Raw genomic sequence first — 18,158 nt, 5'->3', positions numbered from 1 at the left:
CCGTACGTCCGATTTGTCGCCGACACGCGGCGTGAGCTTCACCGCAAGCCGGGCGTACCGGTGTGAAATGAACATCGTGACCAACAGACCAGCGGCGCCGGAGCCGTCGGCGGCCACCACCCGGCGGGCGCGACCCGCCCCGGCGGGCGCGCCCGTCGCGCCGCAGCCCCGGCTCGACCCGGCGGACCCGCCGGTCGAGGTGGAGCCGACCACCGGCGCGCCGGTGGACGCGGTGCCGAGCCGGGTGCCGGTGCGGCAGCCCCGCTGGCAGCGCAGGGCCGCGCAGGCGGGCGGCTGGGCGCCGATCGAGGAGGTGCACTGGGACGGCACGCCGCTGCGCGACGAGCCGCACCCGCTCCCCGCCCGGCCACCGGGCCGGCGGGCGCCGGCCCGCCCGGTCCTCCCGCCGACCCCGCCCGTCGGCCTCGCCGTGCTGCTGGCGTTGAGCCTGCTCGCCGCGTTCTTCGCCTGGGTGAGCGCGGGGCCGTTCTGGCTGGCCGCGGGGCATTCGACAGGCGGCACCGTGATGATCACCGAGTGCGCGGGCGGCGGGCTCACCCAGCGTTGCCGGGGGATCTTCCTGGCCGACGGCGACCGGTTCCAGGCCCACGGCGTACGGGTCAGTGGCGTACCGGCCGGGCGGACCGCCACCGGCACCCTGCTGCCGGCCCGGATGACCGGGCCGGACGGATCGACCGCCTACGCGGACACCGGCCCCGGACAGCACCTGCGCTGGCTGCTCGGGCTGGCGCTGGTGGCCGGGTGCGCCGCCGGGATCGCCCGGTGGACCGGCGCGACCCGGCTCGCGGACGAGCGGCAGCGGCGCTGGGCGGTCGGCCTGGCGCTGGCCGGGCCGGCGCTGATCACCGTCGGGTTCCTGGCCGCCGCCTGGTGAGGTGAGGTGTTAAAAGGGGGCCCTTCCTCTACCGCAGGCGTTAAGAAGGGGCCCTTCCTTTCAGCTGTGCACCACCGCGTACACCTCGCGCCGTCGCAGCCCGTACGCGGTGGCGACCTCGGTGATCGCGTCGCGCCGGGACAGCCCGGCCGCCTCGCGCTCGGCCACCGCGGCGCGCAGCGTGTCGTCGTCGGGCCGGACCGCGGGCGTGGCCGGCGCGCCCGCCACGACGAGCGTGATCTCACCCCGGGGATCGCCGTCGGCGGCCCACTCGGCCAGCTCGCCGAGCGGACGGCGGACCACCTCCTCGTACGTCTTGGTCAGCTCGCGGCAGAGCGCGGCGGGCCGGTCGGCGCCGAACGCCTCGGCCAGGTCGGCCAGCGCGCCGGCGATGCGGTGCGGCGCCTCGAAGAACACCAGCGTGCGGTCCTCGGCGGCGAGCGCCCGCAGGCGGGAGCGGCGGGCGCCGGGGGTACGGGGCAGGAAGCCCTCGAAGCAGAACCTGTCGCAGGGCAGCCCGGACAGCGCCAGCGCGGTGGTGACGGCGCTCGGCCCGGGCGCGGCGGTGACCGGCACGCCCGCGTCCAGGGCGGCCCGGACCAGCCGGTATCCGGGGTCGGAGACGCTCGGCATGCCTCCGTCGGTGACCAGCGCGACCGTGTAGCCGGCGACGAGCACCTCGGCCAGCTCCGGGGTGCGCCGCTCCTCGTTGCCCTCGAAGTAGGAGACGATCCGGCCGGGCACCGTCACGTCGAGGTCGCGGGCGAGCCGGGTGAGCCGCCGGGTGTCCTCGGCGGCGACCACGTCGGCGACGGCCAGCACCTCCCGGAACCGGGCGGACGCGTCGGCCGGGTTGCCCAGCGGCGCGCCGAGCAACACCAGCCGTCCGACCTCGGACATTTCCCCCACGGCGCGTGCTCCCTCATCGATGGTCGTACCAATTTCGGAGACGATGGACGCCACCGGGCACCCTCGCAGCCTACGATCGCCGGGTGACGAGTGCGTCGACAGCACAGAGCGCGAACCCGGACCCTTCCACCGCCGAGCGCGGCGACGGCAGCGGGGGCGGGCTGCCCGCCGCCGTGCGGCGGCGGCTCGCCACCGTCGACGACCGCATCGGTCGGGGGCAGGCGTGGCTGGCCACAGCCGTGGTGGTGGCGATCGCGGCGATCCTGCGCTTCGTGGGGCTCAGTTTCCCGCCCGGCAAGGTCTTCGACGAGACCTACTACGCCAAGGACGCGTACGGGTTGATCGACCGTGGCGTCGAGTGGAACTACAAGGACAACGGCCCCTCGTACGTGGTGCATCCACCGCTGGGCAAGTGGATGATCGGGATCGGCGAGTGGGCCTTCGGCTACCAGGACGCGGACAGCGGCGTCTCGGTGCCGGGCCACCTGATCACGACGTCGCCGGAGTTCGGCTGGCGGTTCGGCGCGGCGGTGGCCGGCACGCTGTCGGTGCTGCTGCTGGTCCGCATCGGCCGGCGGATGTTCCGGTCCACGGTGCTGGGCTGCGCGGCGGGCCTGCTGCTCGCGCTCGACGGGTTCCACCTGGTGCTGTCCCGCACGGCCATCCTCGACATCTTCCTGCTGCTGTTCGTGCTGGCCGCGTTCGGCGCGCTGGTGCTCGACCGGGACGCCCGGCGGCGGCGCTGGACGCGGGCCCTGGAGGCCGGGCTCGACCCGACCCGGCCGGGGCGGGCCGGGCGGCCTCCGTCCGGTTGGCGGAACTGGCCGTGGTGGCGGCTGGCGGCCGGGGTGCTGCTCGGCTGTGCCTGCTCGGTCAAGTGGAGCGCGATCTACTTCGTGCCGGCGTTCGCGCTGCTGGTGCTGTTCTGGGAGGTGGGCGTCCGCCGTTCGGCAGGGGTTCGCCGTCCGTGGCGTGACGCGGTGCTGGACGAGCTGCCCTGGCTGCTCGCGGCCGGCGTGCTGATGGTGGTCACCTACGTCGCGACCTGGTCGGGCTGGCTGCTCAGCGACGAGGGCTACTACCGCCTGGCCGAGCGCTACCCGAACAACCCGGAGCTGAGCGACACCCCGTTCATCGGGGCGCTGAACAACCTGTGGGAATACCACAAGGCCTCGTACGGCTTCCACACCCAGCTCGACGACCCGCACAAGTACCAGTCCTGGCCGTGGCAGTGGCTGCTGCTCGGCCGCCCGGTGGCGTTCCACTGGTCCGGGGACGGCAGTTGTGGCGCGCCGAGCTGCGCGTCGGAGGTGCTGCTGCTGGGCACGCCGCTGCTGTGGTGGTCGTTCCTGCCGGCGATCGCCGCGACCGCCTGGCTCGGCCTGGCCCGGCGGGACTGGCGGGCGGGCGCGATCCTGCTCAGCATCGCCGCCGGCCTGCTGCCGTGGTTCTGGTTCGCGCTCGACGGCCGGACGATGTTCTCCTTCTACGCCGCGCCCGCGGTGCCGTTCCTGGTGCTGGCGGTGGTCTATGTGCTCGGCGCGATCACCACTCCGGCGCCGGTAACCGCGACGACCGCTACGGCCGCGCCGCCCGATCCGCAGCAGCTGCGGGATCGGCGGATGGTGGGCGGGATCATCGCGGGCGCCTATGTGTTGCTGGTGGCGCTCTGTTTCGCGTACTTCTACCCGATCTTCGTGGGCCGGGTGCTGCCGTACGCGGAGTGGTCGGCGCGGATGTGGCTGGACGGCCGCTGGATCTAGAGGCGCGGGCGCCGGCACAAAGAAGCGCGCCCCGATCGCCTGCCACGGGGGAAGCGGGCGATTGGGGCGCGCAAGACAGAGCTTAACCACACTCCGGCACGGGCACAACGGGTGCGGGCCGGTCAGATTTGCGACGGGCACGCCACTGCCGAAAGGTTCACCTCCGGCATCTAACAGTGGGTCATCCTGCGGGAACATAACGGGTTCGATCTCCGGCGCCAGGCAGGAGCGGAGGGACGCCGGACCCGGATGATCTTCCAAAGTGGATCTCACTACACTTCGCCCGGTGATCAACAAGAGACGATCGACGATTGTCCTCTTCGGACTGCTGACGGCCGCCGCGCTGATCGGACCGAGCCCCGCCGGGGCCGACGACGAGACCTCCGAGCCCGTCGCCGAGCCACCCAAGGTGGAGCTGGTCCTCGACGTCAGTGGCTCGATGCGGGCCCGGGACATCGACGGGCGCAGCCGGATCTCCGTCGCGCAGCAGGCGTTCAACGAGGTGGTCGACGCCCTGCCGGACGAGACACAGCTCGGCATCCGGGTGCTCGGCGCCACCTACCAGGGCAAGGACAAGAAGCAGGGCTGCCTGGACACCCAGCAGATCGTGCCGGTCGGCCCGGTGGACCGTACCCAGGCCAAGGCCGCCGTCGCCGGGCTGCGACCGACCGGTTTCACACCGGTCGGGCTGGCGCTGCGCTCCGCCGCGCAGGACCTGGGCACCGGCAGCACCGCCCGCCGGATCGTGCTGATCACCGACGGTGAGGACACCTGCGCCCCGCCCGACCCGTGCGAGGTGGCGCGCGAGCTGGCCGCCCAGGGCACCCGGCTCGTCGTGGACACGCTCGGCCTCGCCCCGGACGAGAAGGTACGCAAGCAGTTGCTCTGCATCGCCGGCGCGACCGGCGGCACCTACACGGCGGCGCAGAGCGCCGACGAGCTGACCGGCCGGATCAAGCAGCTCGTCGACCGGGCCCGGGACACGTACACGGCCACCCCGGCGGTGGTCGGCGGCGGCGCGGCGTGCCAGGGCGCGCCGCTGCTCGCCCCCGGCGTCTACAGCGACCGGGAGGCGTTCTCCGAGCACCGCTGGTACCGGGTGCCGGTGCGGCCCGGCCAGGAGCTGCGCGCCTCGGTGAGCGTCGCGCTGGACCGGCCGGTCAACCCGGACTACGGCGTGCTGCTGCGCGCCACCGCGCCGGACGGGCGGGAACTGGTCCGCGGCGTCGACGCCGGAAGCGGGCGCACCGACGTGGTCTCCGCCGGACTGCGCTGGTCGGCCGCCGAGGAGGAGGACGACGACGGCCCGAGCCCGGAGCCGAGCCCCGGCGCGGAGCAGGCCGTGCGAACCGTCTGCCTGGTGGTCAGCAACTCCTTCGCGGCCAAGCCCGGCACGCAGACCCAGCCGGGTATGCCGGTGGAGCTCACGGTCGACGTGGTCGCCGCCTCCCCCGCCCCGGACGGGCCGGACCTCGGCCGCGGCTGGGTGCTGCTGCTCCTGCTCACGCTGGCCGGACTGCTCACCGGGCTGGTCGCCGGACTGCTCACCCGCTGGTGGGTGCACACGTGGAGGGTGAACTGAGCATGCGTACGCTGATCCGCGCCGCGGCGGCGACCACCGCCGTCGGTCTCGCGCTCACCCCGGCGGCGGCCCTGGCCGCGCCCAGTCCGTCACCGGGCGCGACCACTGTGACCAAGGCCGGCACCTCGTTCCTCACCGCCACCACCGTCACCGCCGGGCAGCCGGTGCAGGTGGGCGCGTCGACCGGCGACCACCTGTACTGGTCGTTCCGGGCCGACGCCGGGCAGGTGCACGAGATCACCGCCACCGTCACGTTCCCGAAGCGACGCACCGGCGCGTCCACCTGGACCGTCGACGTCTTCGACGGGCTGCGCCGCCGGCAGGCGTGCACGGCCGGCGCGCAGACGCCGACAGCGGACGCGGCGGCCACGAGCGTGGCGCTCGGCTGCACGCTGCGCCGGGTACGGCCGTGGGCCGAGCCGTGGTCGGGCGACCCGCTGCCCGGCACCTACTACGTCCGGCTCTCCGTCACCGACCTGCCCGAGCCCGACCTCGGCCTGCCGGTCGAGGTGGAGATGCTCGTCGGCGCCACCGACGAGGGCGGCGCGTCCGGCGACGACGGCGAGCTGGCCGCGCCGCTGGTGCCGAACACCAGGGCCGGCACGGTGCTGGCCGCCGAGCCGACCCCCGAGCCGGTGGCCGAGGAGGAGACCGACCTGACCGGCTGGCTCCCCGACGCGGGCTCGCGCTGGGTGTGGACCGGCGTGGGCGGCGTGCTCGCCGCCGTGGCCGGCGTGGTCGGCTTCGCGCTCACCCGGCGGCCCCGCCGCGGCTGAAGGACCACTCCCGGTGGCCGTCGTGAACCCGACACGACGGCCACCGGGAGCTCAGATCGTCCTCGAGCCGCGCGGCACCCAGCCGATGAACCGGTCCTGGAGCGCGGTGACCGGCACGGAGCGCAGATCCTGCGTGGCCGCGGCCAGGCAGGAGCCGAGATAGACGCTCAACGACGCCCGATCCACCTGGTACTCGCTCAGCAGGTGGTGACGTTTCGTGGCGCAGGGCCATTCGTCACCGCACGAGCCGCAGGTCCAGTCGGGGGTCACCGGCACGTGCTCGCCGTCCCGCCTCCCCGGTGCCTCCGCGCCACGCGTCATCCGCCGCTCCTTCCCTGTTCGGAATCGTGGTCGTGATGGGCCGGTTGCCTCCCCGCAACACACCTTCAGCGCCACCGCACGCCCCAGCGTTACGGTACGTTCACCGCGTGCCTCCGTCATCCGTCGCACGTGCGTGATCTGCTGCCGGCCGTGGTCGCCGTGTCGGTGGCCGGCCCGGCCGACTGGTCCGGCGAGCTGCTCCCGGCCGAACGAGCCGCCCTGGGCGAGCGCGCGGTGCTCCACCGCCGCCGCGACTTCACCGCCGGCCGGGTCTGCGCCCGCCGGGCACTCGCCACGCTCGGCCTGACCGGCACGCCGGTGCCGGCCGGCGCGGACCGGGCCCCGGTCTGGCCGCCCGGCGTCGTCGGCGCGATCACCCACACCCGGGACTACTGCGCGGCCGCCGCCGCCCGCGCCGCCGACGTGCGCGCCGTCGGCATCGACGCCGAGCGGCACCGCCCGCTCTCCCCCGGGGTACGGCGGAAGGTGTGCCGCCCCGACGAGGAGGCGGACCTGGCCCGGCTGCCGGCCGGGATGCCCTGGCCGACCGTGTTGTTCAGCGCCAAGGAGACCGTCTACAAGGTCTGGCACCCGCTCGTCGGGACCTGGCTGGGTTTCGCCGACGCGCGCGTCACGCTCGACCCGCAGGCGGGCACGTTCCACGCCGAGATCGAGCCGGCCCGGCTCGCCGCCGCTCCGGTGGCCGACCCGCCGTCGCGCGTGACCGGACGGTTCGCGGTGGACGACGATCTGGTCCGCACCGCCGCCGTCCTGCCACATCGATGACGCCCTGTCGGCCGGGTTGACCCCGGCTTGTACCGTCGTTCCGACTGAAATCCCGAAGGCGCCCCAAGGAGTACGGTGAGCCAACCTCAGCCTCCGTCCGGGTCACCGGACCCGAACCAGCAGCCGCCGGAACCGCCGACGCAGGCGTTCCCCACCGCGCCGATGCCGCCGAGCGACCCCTACGAGCCGCCGCCCGCCCCGGACGCGCCGACGGCCCCGATCTCGGGCGCGCCCTACCCGCCGCCTCCGGGCACGCCGCAGCCGCCGGTGTCGGGGCCGCCGCAGCCGCCGGTGTCGGGAGCGCCGTATCCGCCGGCCTCCGGGGCGCCGTACCCGCCGCAGCCGGGGCCGGGTGAGCAGTACCCGCCGCCCGCTCCCACCCAGGCGTTCCCGCCGGCGCCGCCGACCTCGGGCGCGCCGTACCCGCCGCCCGGCAGTGAGTACCAGCCCCCGGGCGCGGCGTACCCGCCCCCGGGCAGTGAGTACCAGCAGCCGGGCGCGGCGTATCAGCAGCCGGGGGGCTACCCGTCGCCGGGCGGTGGGCAGCCGTACCCGCCCGCCGACGCGCCGTATCAGCCGGGAGCGCCGTTCGGACCGCCGGCCAAGAAGTCGAACAAGAACGTCTGGATCACGATCGGCATCGTCGCGGCGCTCCTGCTGCTGCTCTGCTGCGGTGGCGGCATCTTCGCCGTCTACAGCGGCGTGAACAAGGCCCAGGAGGCGGTTGACTCGCTGCCCACGCCGGGCGTCACCTACGGCGTCCCGGACGAGCAGACCCCGACCGGCGGCCCCACCGGCACGCCGCAGCCGGGCACCACCGACGACAAGACCTTCAACATGCCGGCCGGCGACAAGCTGATCGTCAACGACACCGACGGCACCATCGAGATCACCGTCGGCAACTTCCGGACCCGGAACTCCGCCTGCAACGAGATCATGCCCGGCCCGAAGAAGGGCATGTTCCTGATCGCCGACGTGACCGCCGAGATCACCAAGGGCACCGGTTCGATCAACCCGTTCTACTTCTCCTGGGTGGCCGAGGACGGCACCGAGGAGAACGGCATCGGTGGCGCCTTCTCGGGGTGCGGCAAGCTGATGACCTCGGGCAACAACCTGCCCGCCGGCTCCAAGCGCAGCGGTCAGCTCATCTTCGACGTCAAGGACCAGAACGGCGTCGTCGAGTACAAGCACCGCTTCCGTACCGCCGGGTCCTGGAAGCCCTGACCCGCGCCTGACCCCGCACCGGGGCCGGTCCGTCTCGGACCGGCCCCCGGTGCCCGTTCGGACAATGCCCGTCGGCCGTTCGGGCCTTTCCATGTGCGCGTGGGCGCTCCCGGTGGCCAGGCTCGGAGCATGGCGAACGAGACGACCATCCCGCTGCTGCCCTGCCGCTCACTTGACGACGTGGCGCCCTTCTACCAGGCGCTCGGCTTCGAGGTGACGCACCGGCAGGAGCGCCCCAACCCGTACCTGGCCCTGCGCCGGGAGGACCTCAACCTGCACTTCTTCGGGATGCCCGGGTTCGACCCCGCCGACTCGTACGGCTCCTGCCTGGTGGTGGTCGACGACCTGACCGTCCTGCACCGCGCCTTCGCCGACGGCATGCGCGCCACGTACGGCAAGGTGCTGGTCGCCGGTGTACCCCGGATGACCCGGCCCCGGCCCCGCCGCAACCAGGACGGGCATTCCGGGTTCAGCATCGTCGATCCGGGCGGCAACTGGATCCGGTTCGTGGCCCGGGCCTCGACGCCGGACGCCGACGACGACCGGGGCGGGCTCGCCCGTACGCTCGGCAACGCCGTGGTGCAGGGCGACTCGCGCGGCAATCCCGCTCAGGCCGCGCGCATCCTCGACGGCGCGCTGGCCCGGCCCGACGCGGCCGACGACCCCGCCGTCCTGGTGGAGGCGCTGGTCTACCGGGCCGAGATGGCGCTGCAACTCGGGGAGCCGGAGGCCGCCCGGGAACGGGTACGGCAGGCCCGGTCGGTCCCACTGGACGACGAGTCGCGCGTCCGGCTGGCCGACACGCTGCGGCACGCCGAGGAGCTGCTCACGGCCCTGCCGACCGCATGACCGGCCGGCCGGATGCGGGCTGACGCCGATCCGGTGGCGGCGGTTTGCCGTGCGGGTCAGCGGGGACGCGACGTGGCAGGCGGCGAGGGCCGCCACGCGACGATCCGGGGAGGCGGCATGAGCGTCGAACGGGCGAACAACGACCTGGAGAACCTGGCCGGTCCGGCCCGGGCCCGCCTGGGTGACCTGAACCAGGACGAACACGCCGAGGCCGACCGGGTGCGGGAACTGGACGAGATCCGCGGCAAGCGCCCCGGCGAGCATATCCAGGAGGACGCCCGCGACGCCGACGACAACTTCACCGCCTAGCCAGATCTTGGAAGCAAACGGCTGCCATAGGGGCCGAAATCTTCCAAGATCTCTCGGCGTCCGGTCATCCACGATGATCGGCTTGTGTGTCTCGACGGATCGGCGGCACGGGTCGCCGAGCGTCGATGCGAAACGCACCAGTTGACCAATCGCAATCATTGATGACGCAAGCAGACTGAGTTGCGTGACCAAGCCATCACCGCAGAGATCATGGCCGATACCGAATCAGTCCTGGTGGCGCCGGCTTTCCGGCGGCACGAAAGCCGTGCTCGTGTCCGGCGGCGTGCTGGTGCTGTGCTGCTGCGGCGGCGGGATCGCCGCCGTCGGCGGCGCGACGGACGAGAAGCCCGCGTCGATCAGCGCCGCCTCGACCGCGACCGCGCGCAGCGCCGATCCGCCCCCTGCCGCCCACTCGTCCGGCTCGCCCTCGAACGTCGCCGCACCGACCGACTCGCCGTCCGCTCCGCCGACGACGCGGGCCGCCGAGCCGTCGCCGCAGACCGCGACCGCGCGTCCGGCGCCCCGGCCGAAGCCGAAGCGGACCACGCCCAAGCCGACACCGAAGCGGACCACGAGCGCGCCCCGGACCACCAGGCCGTCCACCGGCACCGTCCAGGGCGCCGTCCACCCTGGCGCTTTCTGCTCGCCGGTCGGCGCGACCGGCCGTACCGCCAAGGGCACGCTGATGCGGTGCACGCGCAAGGCCGGCGAGGACCGGGCCCGGTGGCGCGCCGCGTGATCCGCATCGGCGGGCGGTGTCGGGGGTGGTTCCTATCCTGGGGCGATGGTTCTCACTGACGTCACCGGGTCCTGGGCCGGCACCAGCGGTTTCCGTCTGATGCCCGCCGATCCGCTCGCCGAGTCGCCGGCCACCGCCACCGTCGCGACCGCCGCCGGTGGCCACCTGACCACCGTGTCGTACTCGTGGGCCCATCCGGGCGACGGGCCGCAGGACGGTCTGCTGGTGATCGCCGCCGGCGAGCAGCCGGGCTCGCTCGTCGCCTGGTGGGGCGACTCGTGGCACCAGCAGCCGACGCCGATGACGCTGACCGGCACGGCAGGCGGCGCGGCGGCGGTCGAGCTGAGCGCCGGGTACGGCGACGGATGGCAGTGGCGGATCACGGTGGACACCGCCGACCCGGCCACCCTGCGGCTGCGGATGGAGAACGTGGTGCCGGCCGACCAGGCGGGCGCCGACATGCCGGCCGGCCCCTACCCGGTCATGGTCACCGACGTGCGCCGCGCCTGAGTCCGGTCAGGTGGCGCCGTCGAGGATCTCCCGCAGCCGGCGCGCGAACGCCTCCGGCTGCCCGGCGTGGCCCATCTCCTCACCCAGGAATCCGCCGTGGTGGCTGGGGAAGACCGCGGCCTTGCCGCCGAGCAGCTCGGCTGCGGCCACCGACGTGCGTCCGGTGAAGGTGTCCGCCGACTCCTCGCCCACCGCGACGACGACCCGGGTACGCGCTGCGCGCAGCGCGTCCACGTCCGGCCGGAAGCGGGTGACCGCCGCGGCGCGGTCGGAGAGCAGCGGGTCGTCCCGGCTGCCGTCGTCCTCGGTCGGCATGCCGAACGCGGCGGGGTCGGGCAGCGGCTGGGCGAAGTACTCGTCGGTGAACTCGCCCCGCCACGACGTCATGGCGATGAACGCCGCCATACCCGCGCCCCAGCCGCTCTTCTGGTACGCCTCCTGGCAGGCGGCCATGGCCCGCCGGGCGGCCTCGGCGTCGGGAAGCACCTGCACCAGCGGCGGCTCGTGCGCCACGAGCGTGGCCACCACGTCCGGGTACGCGGCCACCAGGGCGAGCGCGGTCACCGCGCCGCCGCTGCTGGCGAACATGTCCACGGGTCCCGTGCCGAGGGCGTCGATGATGTCGCGTACGTCCCGGGCCTGGACCTCGGGCACGTCGTCGCCGCGGCCGTCCTTGCGGACGCTGCGCCCGAGCCCGCGCGGGTCGTACGTGACGACGGTCCGGTCCGGGAAGTACGAGGCCAGCGTGGCGAAGCCGTCGGCGCACATGGGCTGGCCGATCATGAACAGCGGGCGGTGTCCGGCGTCGGCGGCGCTCGGCGTGCGAATGTCGTAGACGAGGTCGACCTCGGGCGTCTGCAGAGTAAGCGTGTTCATGCCTCTGTCGACCGTCGCCGGCCCGGGAACTCATCGGTCCGGCGGGGAACTCCGCCGGGACCGGCTCGCGGCGGTGTCGACGCCCACCGCCGCGAGCCGTGCCGTCGCCGTCAGCTCACCGTGCCGGTGACGGTACTGCCGGACTTCGTCACGTAGTAGGTCAGCTTCGTGCCGCTCCAGAAGTGGAACGTCAGGGTGACCCGCTGACCGTCGTTGACCTCGGCGAAGAACTCCGGCTTCAGCGCGATCGTGTTGCCGGTGTAGTTCGGCGCGAACGTCACGTCGAACTCCTTGTACGAGGTCCAGTTGTGCGGGCCGGCGTTGCTGCCGTCCGCGTACTGGGCCTCCATGGTGGCGAGCTGGTCGCCGCGGAACTGCGCCGGGAGCGTGAACGCGGCGGTGGTGCCGGTCGCGTTGGAGAGCACCGGCGGGTCGTACGTGATGATGCTGATCCGCCACGGCACGCCCGCGGAGAAGCGTGCCTGGAGGTTGGCGTTCACGCCGTACGCGCGGGAGCCGACCAGCCGGGTGAGCGCCGACGCGGTGAGCGTCAGCGTGCTGCCGGAGACCGTGTAGTCGGTGCCGTTGACCAGGTCGGTGGTGCCCTGGCGCAGCCCCTGGAACGTGGTGCCGTTCAGGTTGAGCGTCAGGCTCTTGGCGGTGATCGTGCCGGTGCGCGGCACGTACACCTGGTCGCTGGACGCGGTGCCGGAGCGGGTGGTCCAGCTCGACTTGATCTGCGCGAACAGCTCGGGGTCCTTCCACACGAACGACGTGCGGTCGAAGTGCTGGCCGTTGTCCCAGAGCTGGGTGGTCAGCTTGCGGCTGCGCGCGTAGTGGCCGAGGAACTCGAAGAACTTCAGCTTCTCGCCCTGCTCGATGGTGCCGGTGTGCCGGTCGAAGCCGAGCAGCCCGTACTCGCCGATGATCACCGGGATGTTGCGGGTGACGAAGGCGTTGTAGACGCGGTCGAACTGGTCGGTCAGGTCCTGCTGGACCGTCGCGTCGAACTTGGTGCCGCCGGCGACGTTCACGCTGAACGGCCAGTACCCGTAGAAGTGCACGGTGGCGATCAGGTTCGGGTCGTTGAGCGTGTTGAACGTGCTGACCAGCTCGTCCACCCGGGCCTGCTCGGCGGAGGTGTGCAGGGTCGGCAGGACGAGCAACCGGGTGGCGTTGTTTCCGCCGGACTGGCGGACGATGCGGTGGAACGACGTGTTCAGCTCGTTGAGCAGCGTGGCGTTCTGCGCGTCGCCGGAGCTGCCGGTGAACTGCGGCTCGTTGACGCTCTCGAAGGTGAGCTTCGGCGAGGAGTCCTTGAACGCGGCGGCGATCTGGGTCCAGAGCGCGTTGTAGCGGTTCAGCACGCCTGTGCGGTCGGTGGGCATCGTGTTGATCCACTGCCACGAGTCGTGGTGGATGTTGAGCACCACGTAGAAGCCGTCGGCGAGCGCCCAGCCGACCACCTCGCGTACCCGGTTGAGCCAGGCGGAGTCGATCGTGTAGTTCGGCGCGGCGCCGTGGTGGTTGCTCCAGGTCACCGGGATGCGGATGCTGTTGAAGCCCTGCGCGCGGACGTTGTCCAGCAGCGCCTCGGTGACCCGCGGGTTGCCCCAGGCGGTCTCGTCGGCGCCGACCGCGTCGAAGGAGTTGCCGAGGTTCCAGCCGGGTTGCATGGCGGCGACGGCGGCCATCGCGTTGCCGGCGGGCGGCGGGGTCGTGGGCGGCGGGGTGGTCGGGGGCGGCGTGGTCGGCGGGGGCGTGGTCGGCGGGGGCGTGGTCGGCGGGGGCGTGGTGGTCGGCGGCGGGGTGGTTCCGCCGACGCCGCCGGTGCAGGCCACGCCGTTGAGCGTGAACGCGGTGGGCGCGGTGTTGGCGCCGGTCCAGGAGCCGTTGAAGCCGAACGAGACGGTGCCGTTCGTGGCGATCGCGCCGTTGTAGCCGACGTTCGTGGCGGTGACGTCGGCGCCGGAGGAGGTGACCGTGGCGCTCCACGCCTGGGTGACCCGCTGGCCGGACGGGAACGTCCAGCGCAGGTTCCAGCCGTTGACCGGGTCACCGAGGTTCGTCACGTCGACGTTCGCGGTGAAGCCGCCGGGCCACTGGCTGGCGGTGGTGTAGGTGACGCGGCAGCCGGCCGCCGCCTGGGCGTTCGTCGCCAGCAGTGCGGTGCCGGCCACGAGTGTGGCGGCGGTCGCCGCGACCAGGCCGACCCGCAATCGGGCGGTACGGAAAGAGCGGAACATGGTGGTTCCTTCGTGGTGGGGTGGGCGCGTGGACGGGGAGGGCGGGGCGCGCACCCGCCCAGCGCGAGAATAAGTTTGGATTCCAAACATTGTCAATCGGCGTATGTGGATGCGTAACCGTTCCGGCGTCCCGGCCTCACCCCACCGACCGGGCCGGTTCGACGACCGGCCACATCGATCCGACGGCCGGACCGAAGGCGGGCGGACACGCCTCGCGGGAACAAATTCGGCTGGGAATCCTCGCTACGCTCTCGCCCGCCAACACCGCTCTGACCTCAAGGGGACATCGTGCGCAGAAGGCTTCTCGGCATCGCGTCGGCGATCACCATCGCCCTCGCCGGCACGTTCGCCGCCGCCGCTCCGGCCCAGGCCGCCACGCCGCCTTTCATGATCACCAAGGTGTACTACGACTCCCCCGGCAAGGACACCCGCTCGAACGCGAGCCTGAACGCCGAGTACGTCCAGCTGACCAACAAGCGCAAGACGGTCCAGAACCTCAAGGGCTACTACGTGCGCGACAAGGCCGGCCACGTCTACTCGTTCACCGGCGACTTCAAGGTGGCCGCCGGGAACAGCATCGTCATCCACACCGGCAAGGGCACCAACAAGGGCACCCACCGCTACTGGGGCAGCGCCGCGTACGTCTGGAACAACGACGGCGACACCGCCTACCTGCGCAACCCCTCCGGCAGCCTGGTCGACAGCTGCAGCTGGGGCAAGGGCGGCCGCGGCTACACCAGCTGCTGACCACGCCGCGAAACGGCCGGCCCACCCGATCCGGGGGGCCGGCCGTCTCCGTCCGTCACGCCGCGAGCGACCGCACGGTGAGGTGGTCCGACAGCGCGCGCAGGAAGTCCGGCGCGTCGAAGATCCGGCCGGCCGAGGCGACACCCTTGGCCCGGGTACGCCCGGTGAGCAAACGGTGCACCGCCTCGACCGCGAGCGGCGCGCTGATCGCGTAGATGTCCCGCCCGTGGGCTACCACCCGCCGCCGGACGTCACCGGCACGCACGACCACGTCGACGGTGAACGTCTGCGCGGACCGGCCCCGCTCGTCCACAGCGGCCGGAGCGTCCCCCGCCGCCAGGTCGCGGGCCGCGTCGGCGGTCATGTACGTGCACACCTCCGGGATGTCCAGGTGACTCGGCACGGTCACCACGTCGGCCATGGTGAACTCGCCGAGCACCGGCCGCACGCCCAGCGGCGCCGGGAACTCCCAGTCCAGCCGGGGCAGGTCGCCGTCGGCGTACACCAGTCGCCCGCCGGTGAAGCGGACCCGGCGGCCGTCGCGGCGCTCGCGCGACACGACGCCGGAGGCGACCGTCCCGGCCGTCGGGTGCCAGCTGCTCAGCCCGTACGCGACGTGCGCCTCGTCGGCCGCCGTCCAGTCCCCCATCGCGGCGGTGACCAGCAGGTCACCGAGTCCGCCGAAGAACGCCATGGCGGGCACCACAGCGACGCCGGCCGCCTCGGCACGCTCGGCGTGGTGCGCGAACGTGTCCCGGTTCGCCTCGATCTCGGCCGCCACGTCGACGTAGGGAATCCCGGCGCGTAGCGCGGCCTCGATCAGCGGGCCCGCGGTCGAGGCGAACGGCCCGGCGCAGTTGACCACCGCCGCCGCCCCGGCCAGCGCCTGGTCCAGCGAGCCCGGATCGTCCACCGACGCCACCCGGTGCTCCCCCGCCGGGAACGCGGCCGCCAGCTTTCCGGCGTCGCGCCCGAGCGGCAGCGGCTCGTACCCCCGCTCGCGCAGCTCCGCCGCCACGAACCGCCCGGTGTGCCCGTACGCCCCGAACACCGCCACCCGCATGACGCCCCCTCAGAAGATCGACTGGAATGATCCTCGCCGGGCTGGCCGGGGCGGGGCCAGTGTCGCAAACGCCAATGCCCGTACAGTTTCGGACATGGCCACCATCGCGCTCGCCGCCACCGACGGGATGCTGCACTTCGAGCTGGCCGCGGCCTGCGAGATCTTCGTCCGTGACCCGACCGGGCTGGCCGACCCCTGGTACGACCTGGTGGTCTGCGGCCCCGGCCCGATCGGCGTCGGCCGGTTCGCCATCACGCCCGACCACGGACTGGACCACCTGGCCCGCGCCGACACGGTGATCGTCCCGGCGATCGAGGACACCGACGCCGACCCGCCGTCCGACCTGGTCGACGCGGTCCGCGCCGCCCACGCCGCGGGCGCCCGGATGGTTTCCCTCTGCACCGGCGCGTTCGTGCTCGCCGCCGCCGGCATCCTCGACGGGCTGCGCGCCACCACCCACTGGGCGCACACCGAGGCGCTCGCCGCCCGCTACCCCCGCGTGCACGTCGACCCGGACGTGCTCTACGTCGACAACGGCACCGTGCTCGCCTCCGCCGGCAAGGCCGCCGCGATCGACCTCTGCCTGCACCTGATCCGCCGCGACCACGGCTCCACAGTCGCCAACGCGGTCGCCCGCCGCCTGGTCGTGCCGCCGCACCGCGCCGGCGGCCAGGCCCAGTACGTCACCACCCCGGTCCCGGCCCGCGAGGACCACCCGCTCGCCGCGCTGCTCCCATGGGCGATGGCGCGGCTGGACCGCCCGCTCACCGTCGCCGACCTGGCCCGCCAGGCGAACATGAGCACCCGCAACCTGGTCCGGCACTTCACCGCCGCGACCGGCGCCACACCGTCGCAGTGGCTGGCCACCCAGCGCATCCGGCGGGCGCAGGAACTGCTGGAGAACACCGACGACAGCATCGACGCCGTCGCCGAGGCGTCAGGCATGGGTACGGCGACGACGCTGCGCCGGCACTTCCACCGCACAGTTGGCGTGCCGCCGGACACCTACCGCCGGACGTTCCGCCGAGGCTGACCGGCACAACGGCTATGGTCGGTTCGTGCCGCCCGAGGGGACGGTCGCCTGACAATCGGCACGGGGGAAGCTGTGTTCGACGTGATCGTGGTCGGCGGCGGGCCGACCGGCATGATGCTGGCGAGCGAGTTGCGCCTCCAGGGCGTCGGCGTGCTCGTGCTGGAGCGGGACCCCGAACCGCCGCCGTACGTGCGCTCGCTCGGGCTGCACGTCCGCAGCATCGAGGTGATGGACCAGCGGGGGCTGCTGGAGCGGTTCCTCGACAACGGCGGCAAGCACCCGATCCGGGGCTTCTTCGCCGGCATCGACAAGCCCGCCCCCGCCGATCTGGACACCGCCCACCCGTACGTGCTCGGCATCCCGCAGACGCTCACCGACCGGCTGCTCGCCGACCACGCGGCCGAGGTCGGGGCCGAGATCCGGCGCGGCAGTGCGGTGACCGGGCTGGAGCAGGACGACGACGGCGTGACCGTCCACCTCGACTCCGCGAGCGCGCCGCCGCTGCGGGCGCGGTTCGTCGTCGGCTGCGACGGTGGGCGCAGCACCGTCCGGAAGCTGCTCGGCGTCGGATTCCCCGGCGAGCCGTCGACAGTCGACACGCTGCTGGGCGAGATGGAGGTGACCGCCTCCCCGGACGAGGTCACCACGATCATGACCGAGGTACGCCGCACCGAGAAGCGGTTCGGGCTCGGCCCGTCGGGCACGCCCGGCGTGTTCCGGGTGGTCGTGCCGGCGGCCGACGTGACCTCGGCACCGCCGACGCTGGAGGACTTCAAACGGCAACTGACCGCGTACGCGGGCACCGACTTCGGCGTGCACTCGCCCCGCTGGCTGTCCCGCTTCGGCGACGCGACCCGCCTGGCCGAGCACTACCGGGTCGGGCGGGTGTTCCTGGCCGGCGACGCCGCGCACGTCCACCCGCCGCTGGGCGGGCAGGGGCTCAACCTCGGCATCCAGGACGCGTTCAACCTGGGCTGGAAGCTGGCGGCGGAGGTGAACGGGTGGGCGCCGGACGACCTGCTCGACACCTACGAGTCCGAGCGGCGCCCGGTGGCCGCCGACGTGCTGACGAACACGCGCGCGCAGATGCTGCTGACCACGAACGAGCCCGGACCGCAGGCGGTGCGGCAGGTGCTGACGCAGCTCATGGACTTCGACGAGGTCAACCGCTTCCTGATCGAGAAGGTCACCGCGATCAGCGTCAGGTACGACGTCGGCGAGGGTCATCCTCTGCTCGGGCGGCGGCTGCGCGACGTACCGCTGCCGCAGGGACGCCTGTACGAGCTGATGCGTACCGGCGGCGGGTTGTTGCTGGACGGGACCGGGAAGCTGTCGGTGGACGGCTGGGCCGACCGGGTCGGGCTCGTCGCCGGCACCGGCGACGAGCTGGACGTGCCGGCGGCGCTGCTGCGGCCGGACGGTCACGTGGTCTGGGTGGGCGACGGCCAGCGGACGTTGGAGGGCGCGCTGACCAGATGGTTCGGCGGCGGGACGGTTCGCGGGTAGCGACGGCGCACGGACTCGGCAATG

General features: G+C 73.2%; 18 protein-coding genes. 12 read left to right on the top strand and 6 right to left on the bottom strand.

Features of this window, described 5'->3' with window-relative positions; translation table 11 throughout:
* Positions 1 to 67: 67 nt before the first annotated feature.
* Positions 68 to 895: a hypothetical protein gene (locus tag KBX43_RS09850; RefSeq protein ID WP_205796080.1), complete on the top strand. Its 828-nt coding sequence runs from the start codon at positions 68 to 70 to the stop codon at positions 893 to 895.
* A 60-nt stretch (positions 896 to 955) separates the two neighbouring features.
* Here KBX43_RS09850 and rsmI read toward each other — a convergent pair whose 3' ends face one another.
* Positions 956 to 1,795 (bottom strand): 16S rRNA (cytidine(1402)-2'-O)-methyltransferase, encoded by an 840-nt coding sequence (rsmI, locus tag KBX43_RS09845; RefSeq protein WP_064447607.1) that lies wholly within the window; start codon positions 1,793 to 1,795, stop codon positions 956 to 958.
* Between the two features lie 92 nt (positions 1,796 to 1,887).
* Here rsmI and KBX43_RS09840 point away from each other — a divergent pair, with 92 nt between their 5' ends.
* The 3 genes from KBX43_RS09840 (at position 1,888) to KBX43_RS09830 (ending at position 5,925) form a co-directional block, all read left to right on the top strand.
* Entirely contained in the window at positions 1,888 to 3,567 is a 1,680-nt protein-coding gene (locus KBX43_RS09840) for a dolichyl-phosphate-mannose--protein mannosyltransferase (RefSeq protein WP_043326824.1), read from the top strand.
* Between the two features lie 286 nt (positions 3,568 to 3,853).
* Positions 3,854 to 5,149, top strand: a complete 1,296-nt coding sequence (locus KBX43_RS09835; protein ID WP_043326826.1) for a VWA domain-containing protein — start codon at positions 3,854 to 3,856, stop codon at positions 5,147 to 5,149.
* Between the two features lie 2 nt (positions 5,150 to 5,151).
* Entirely contained in the window at positions 5,152 to 5,925 is a 774-nt protein-coding gene (locus KBX43_RS09830) for a hypothetical protein (RefSeq protein WP_043326828.1), read from the top strand.
* A gap of 51 nt (positions 5,926 to 5,976) precedes the next feature.
* On the opposite strand, the gene KBX43_RS09825 is transcribed toward KBX43_RS09830, so the two are convergent.
* Positions 5,977 to 6,246: a hypothetical protein gene (locus tag KBX43_RS09825; RefSeq protein ID WP_043326829.1), complete on the bottom strand. Its 270-nt coding sequence runs from the start codon at positions 6,244 to 6,246 to the stop codon at positions 5,977 to 5,979.
* Between the two features lie 129 nt (positions 6,247 to 6,375).
* Here KBX43_RS09825 and KBX43_RS09820 point away from each other — a divergent pair, with 129 nt between their 5' ends.
* The 4 genes from KBX43_RS09820 to KBX43_RS09805 all read left to right on the top strand — a co-directional run bounded on the left by KBX43_RS09820 (position 6,376) and on the right by KBX43_RS09805 (position 9,414).
* Positions 6,376 to 7,032, top strand: a complete 657-nt coding sequence (locus tag KBX43_RS09820) for a 4'-phosphopantetheinyl transferase (RefSeq protein ID WP_043326831.1) — start codon at positions 6,376 to 6,378, stop codon at positions 7,030 to 7,032.
* A 75-nt stretch (positions 7,033 to 7,107) separates the two neighbouring features.
* Positions 7,108 to 8,256 carry a hypothetical protein gene (locus tag KBX43_RS09815; protein ID WP_210884140.1) on the top strand — a complete coding sequence of 383 codons (1,149 nt, stop codon included), beginning with the start codon at positions 7,108 to 7,110 and terminating at the stop codon, positions 8,254 to 8,256.
* Between the two features lie 129 nt (positions 8,257 to 8,385).
* On the top strand, positions 8,386 to 9,105 hold the full coding sequence (locus KBX43_RS09810) for a VOC family protein (protein ID WP_210884137.1): 720 nt from the start codon (positions 8,386 to 8,388) through the stop codon (positions 9,103 to 9,105).
* A gap of 117 nt (positions 9,106 to 9,222) precedes the next feature.
* A complete protein-coding gene (locus KBX43_RS09805) occupies positions 9,223 to 9,414 on the top strand; it encodes a hypothetical protein (protein WP_043326835.1) in 192 nt (63 codons plus the stop codon).
* Between the two features lie 225 nt (positions 9,415 to 9,639).
* On the opposite strand, the gene KBX43_RS09800 is transcribed toward KBX43_RS09805, so the two are convergent.
* On the bottom strand, positions 9,640 to 10,095 hold the full coding sequence (locus KBX43_RS09800; RefSeq protein WP_210871349.1) for a hypothetical protein: 456 nt from the start codon (positions 10,093 to 10,095) through the stop codon (positions 9,640 to 9,642).
* Between the two features lie 103 nt (positions 10,096 to 10,198).
* On the opposite strand from KBX43_RS09800, the gene KBX43_RS09795 reads away from it, so the two are divergent.
* Positions 10,199 to 10,663 carry a hypothetical protein gene (locus KBX43_RS09795; RefSeq protein WP_210884135.1) on the top strand — a complete coding sequence of 155 codons (465 nt, stop codon included), beginning with the start codon at positions 10,199 to 10,201 and terminating at the stop codon, positions 10,661 to 10,663.
* Positions 10,664 to 10,669: 6 nt separating this feature from the next.
* Here KBX43_RS09795 and KBX43_RS09790 read toward each other — a convergent pair whose 3' ends face one another.
* Positions 10,670 to 11,539: an alpha/beta fold hydrolase gene (locus KBX43_RS09790; protein WP_210884133.1), complete on the bottom strand. Its 870-nt coding sequence runs from the start codon at positions 11,537 to 11,539 to the stop codon at positions 10,670 to 10,672.
* A 110-nt stretch (positions 11,540 to 11,649) separates the two neighbouring features.
* The gene (locus KBX43_RS09785; RefSeq protein ID WP_210884128.1) at positions 11,650 to 13,785 is read right to left on the bottom strand and encodes a cellulase family glycosylhydrolase; all 2,136 of its coding nucleotides are present in this window, start codon (positions 13,783 to 13,785) and stop codon (positions 11,650 to 11,652) included.
* 288 nt (positions 13,786 to 14,073) lie between these two features.
* Here KBX43_RS09785 and KBX43_RS09780 point away from each other — a divergent pair, with 288 nt between their 5' ends.
* A complete protein-coding gene (locus tag KBX43_RS09780; protein WP_064447599.1) occupies positions 14,074 to 14,532 on the top strand; it encodes a lamin tail domain-containing protein in 459 nt (152 codons plus the stop codon).
* A gap of 55 nt (positions 14,533 to 14,587) precedes the next feature.
* Here the strand turns inward: KBX43_RS09780 and KBX43_RS09775 are convergent, their stop codons facing one another.
* Entirely contained in the window at positions 14,588 to 15,595 is a 1,008-nt protein-coding gene (locus KBX43_RS09775; protein WP_210884126.1) for a saccharopine dehydrogenase NADP-binding domain-containing protein, read from the bottom strand.
* A gap of 94 nt (positions 15,596 to 15,689) precedes the next feature.
* On the opposite strand from KBX43_RS09775, the gene KBX43_RS09770 reads away from it, so the two are divergent.
* Together KBX43_RS09770 and rox are read left to right on the top strand one after the other, a co-directional pair.
* Positions 15,690 to 16,628: a helix-turn-helix domain-containing protein gene (locus KBX43_RS09770; RefSeq protein WP_210871357.1), complete on the top strand. Its 939-nt coding sequence runs from the start codon at positions 15,690 to 15,692 to the stop codon at positions 16,626 to 16,628.
* A gap of 72 nt (positions 16,629 to 16,700) precedes the next feature.
* Complete coding sequence (gene rox, locus KBX43_RS09765) at positions 16,701 to 18,134, top strand: rifampin monooxygenase (RefSeq protein WP_210884123.1); 1,434 nt, start codon at positions 16,701 to 16,703, stop codon at positions 18,132 to 18,134.
* Positions 18,135 to 18,158 lie beyond the last annotated feature (24 nt).

It is taken from the genome of Micromonospora sp. C41, from assembly GCF_018070485.1.
In the GTDB taxonomy this organism is placed as follows: domain Bacteria; phylum Actinomycetota; class Actinomycetes; order Mycobacteriales; family Micromonosporaceae; genus Micromonospora; species Micromonospora chalcea.
Note: the sequence above shows the minus strand (reverse complement) of the source record. Positions and strands in the feature narration are given on the sequence as shown.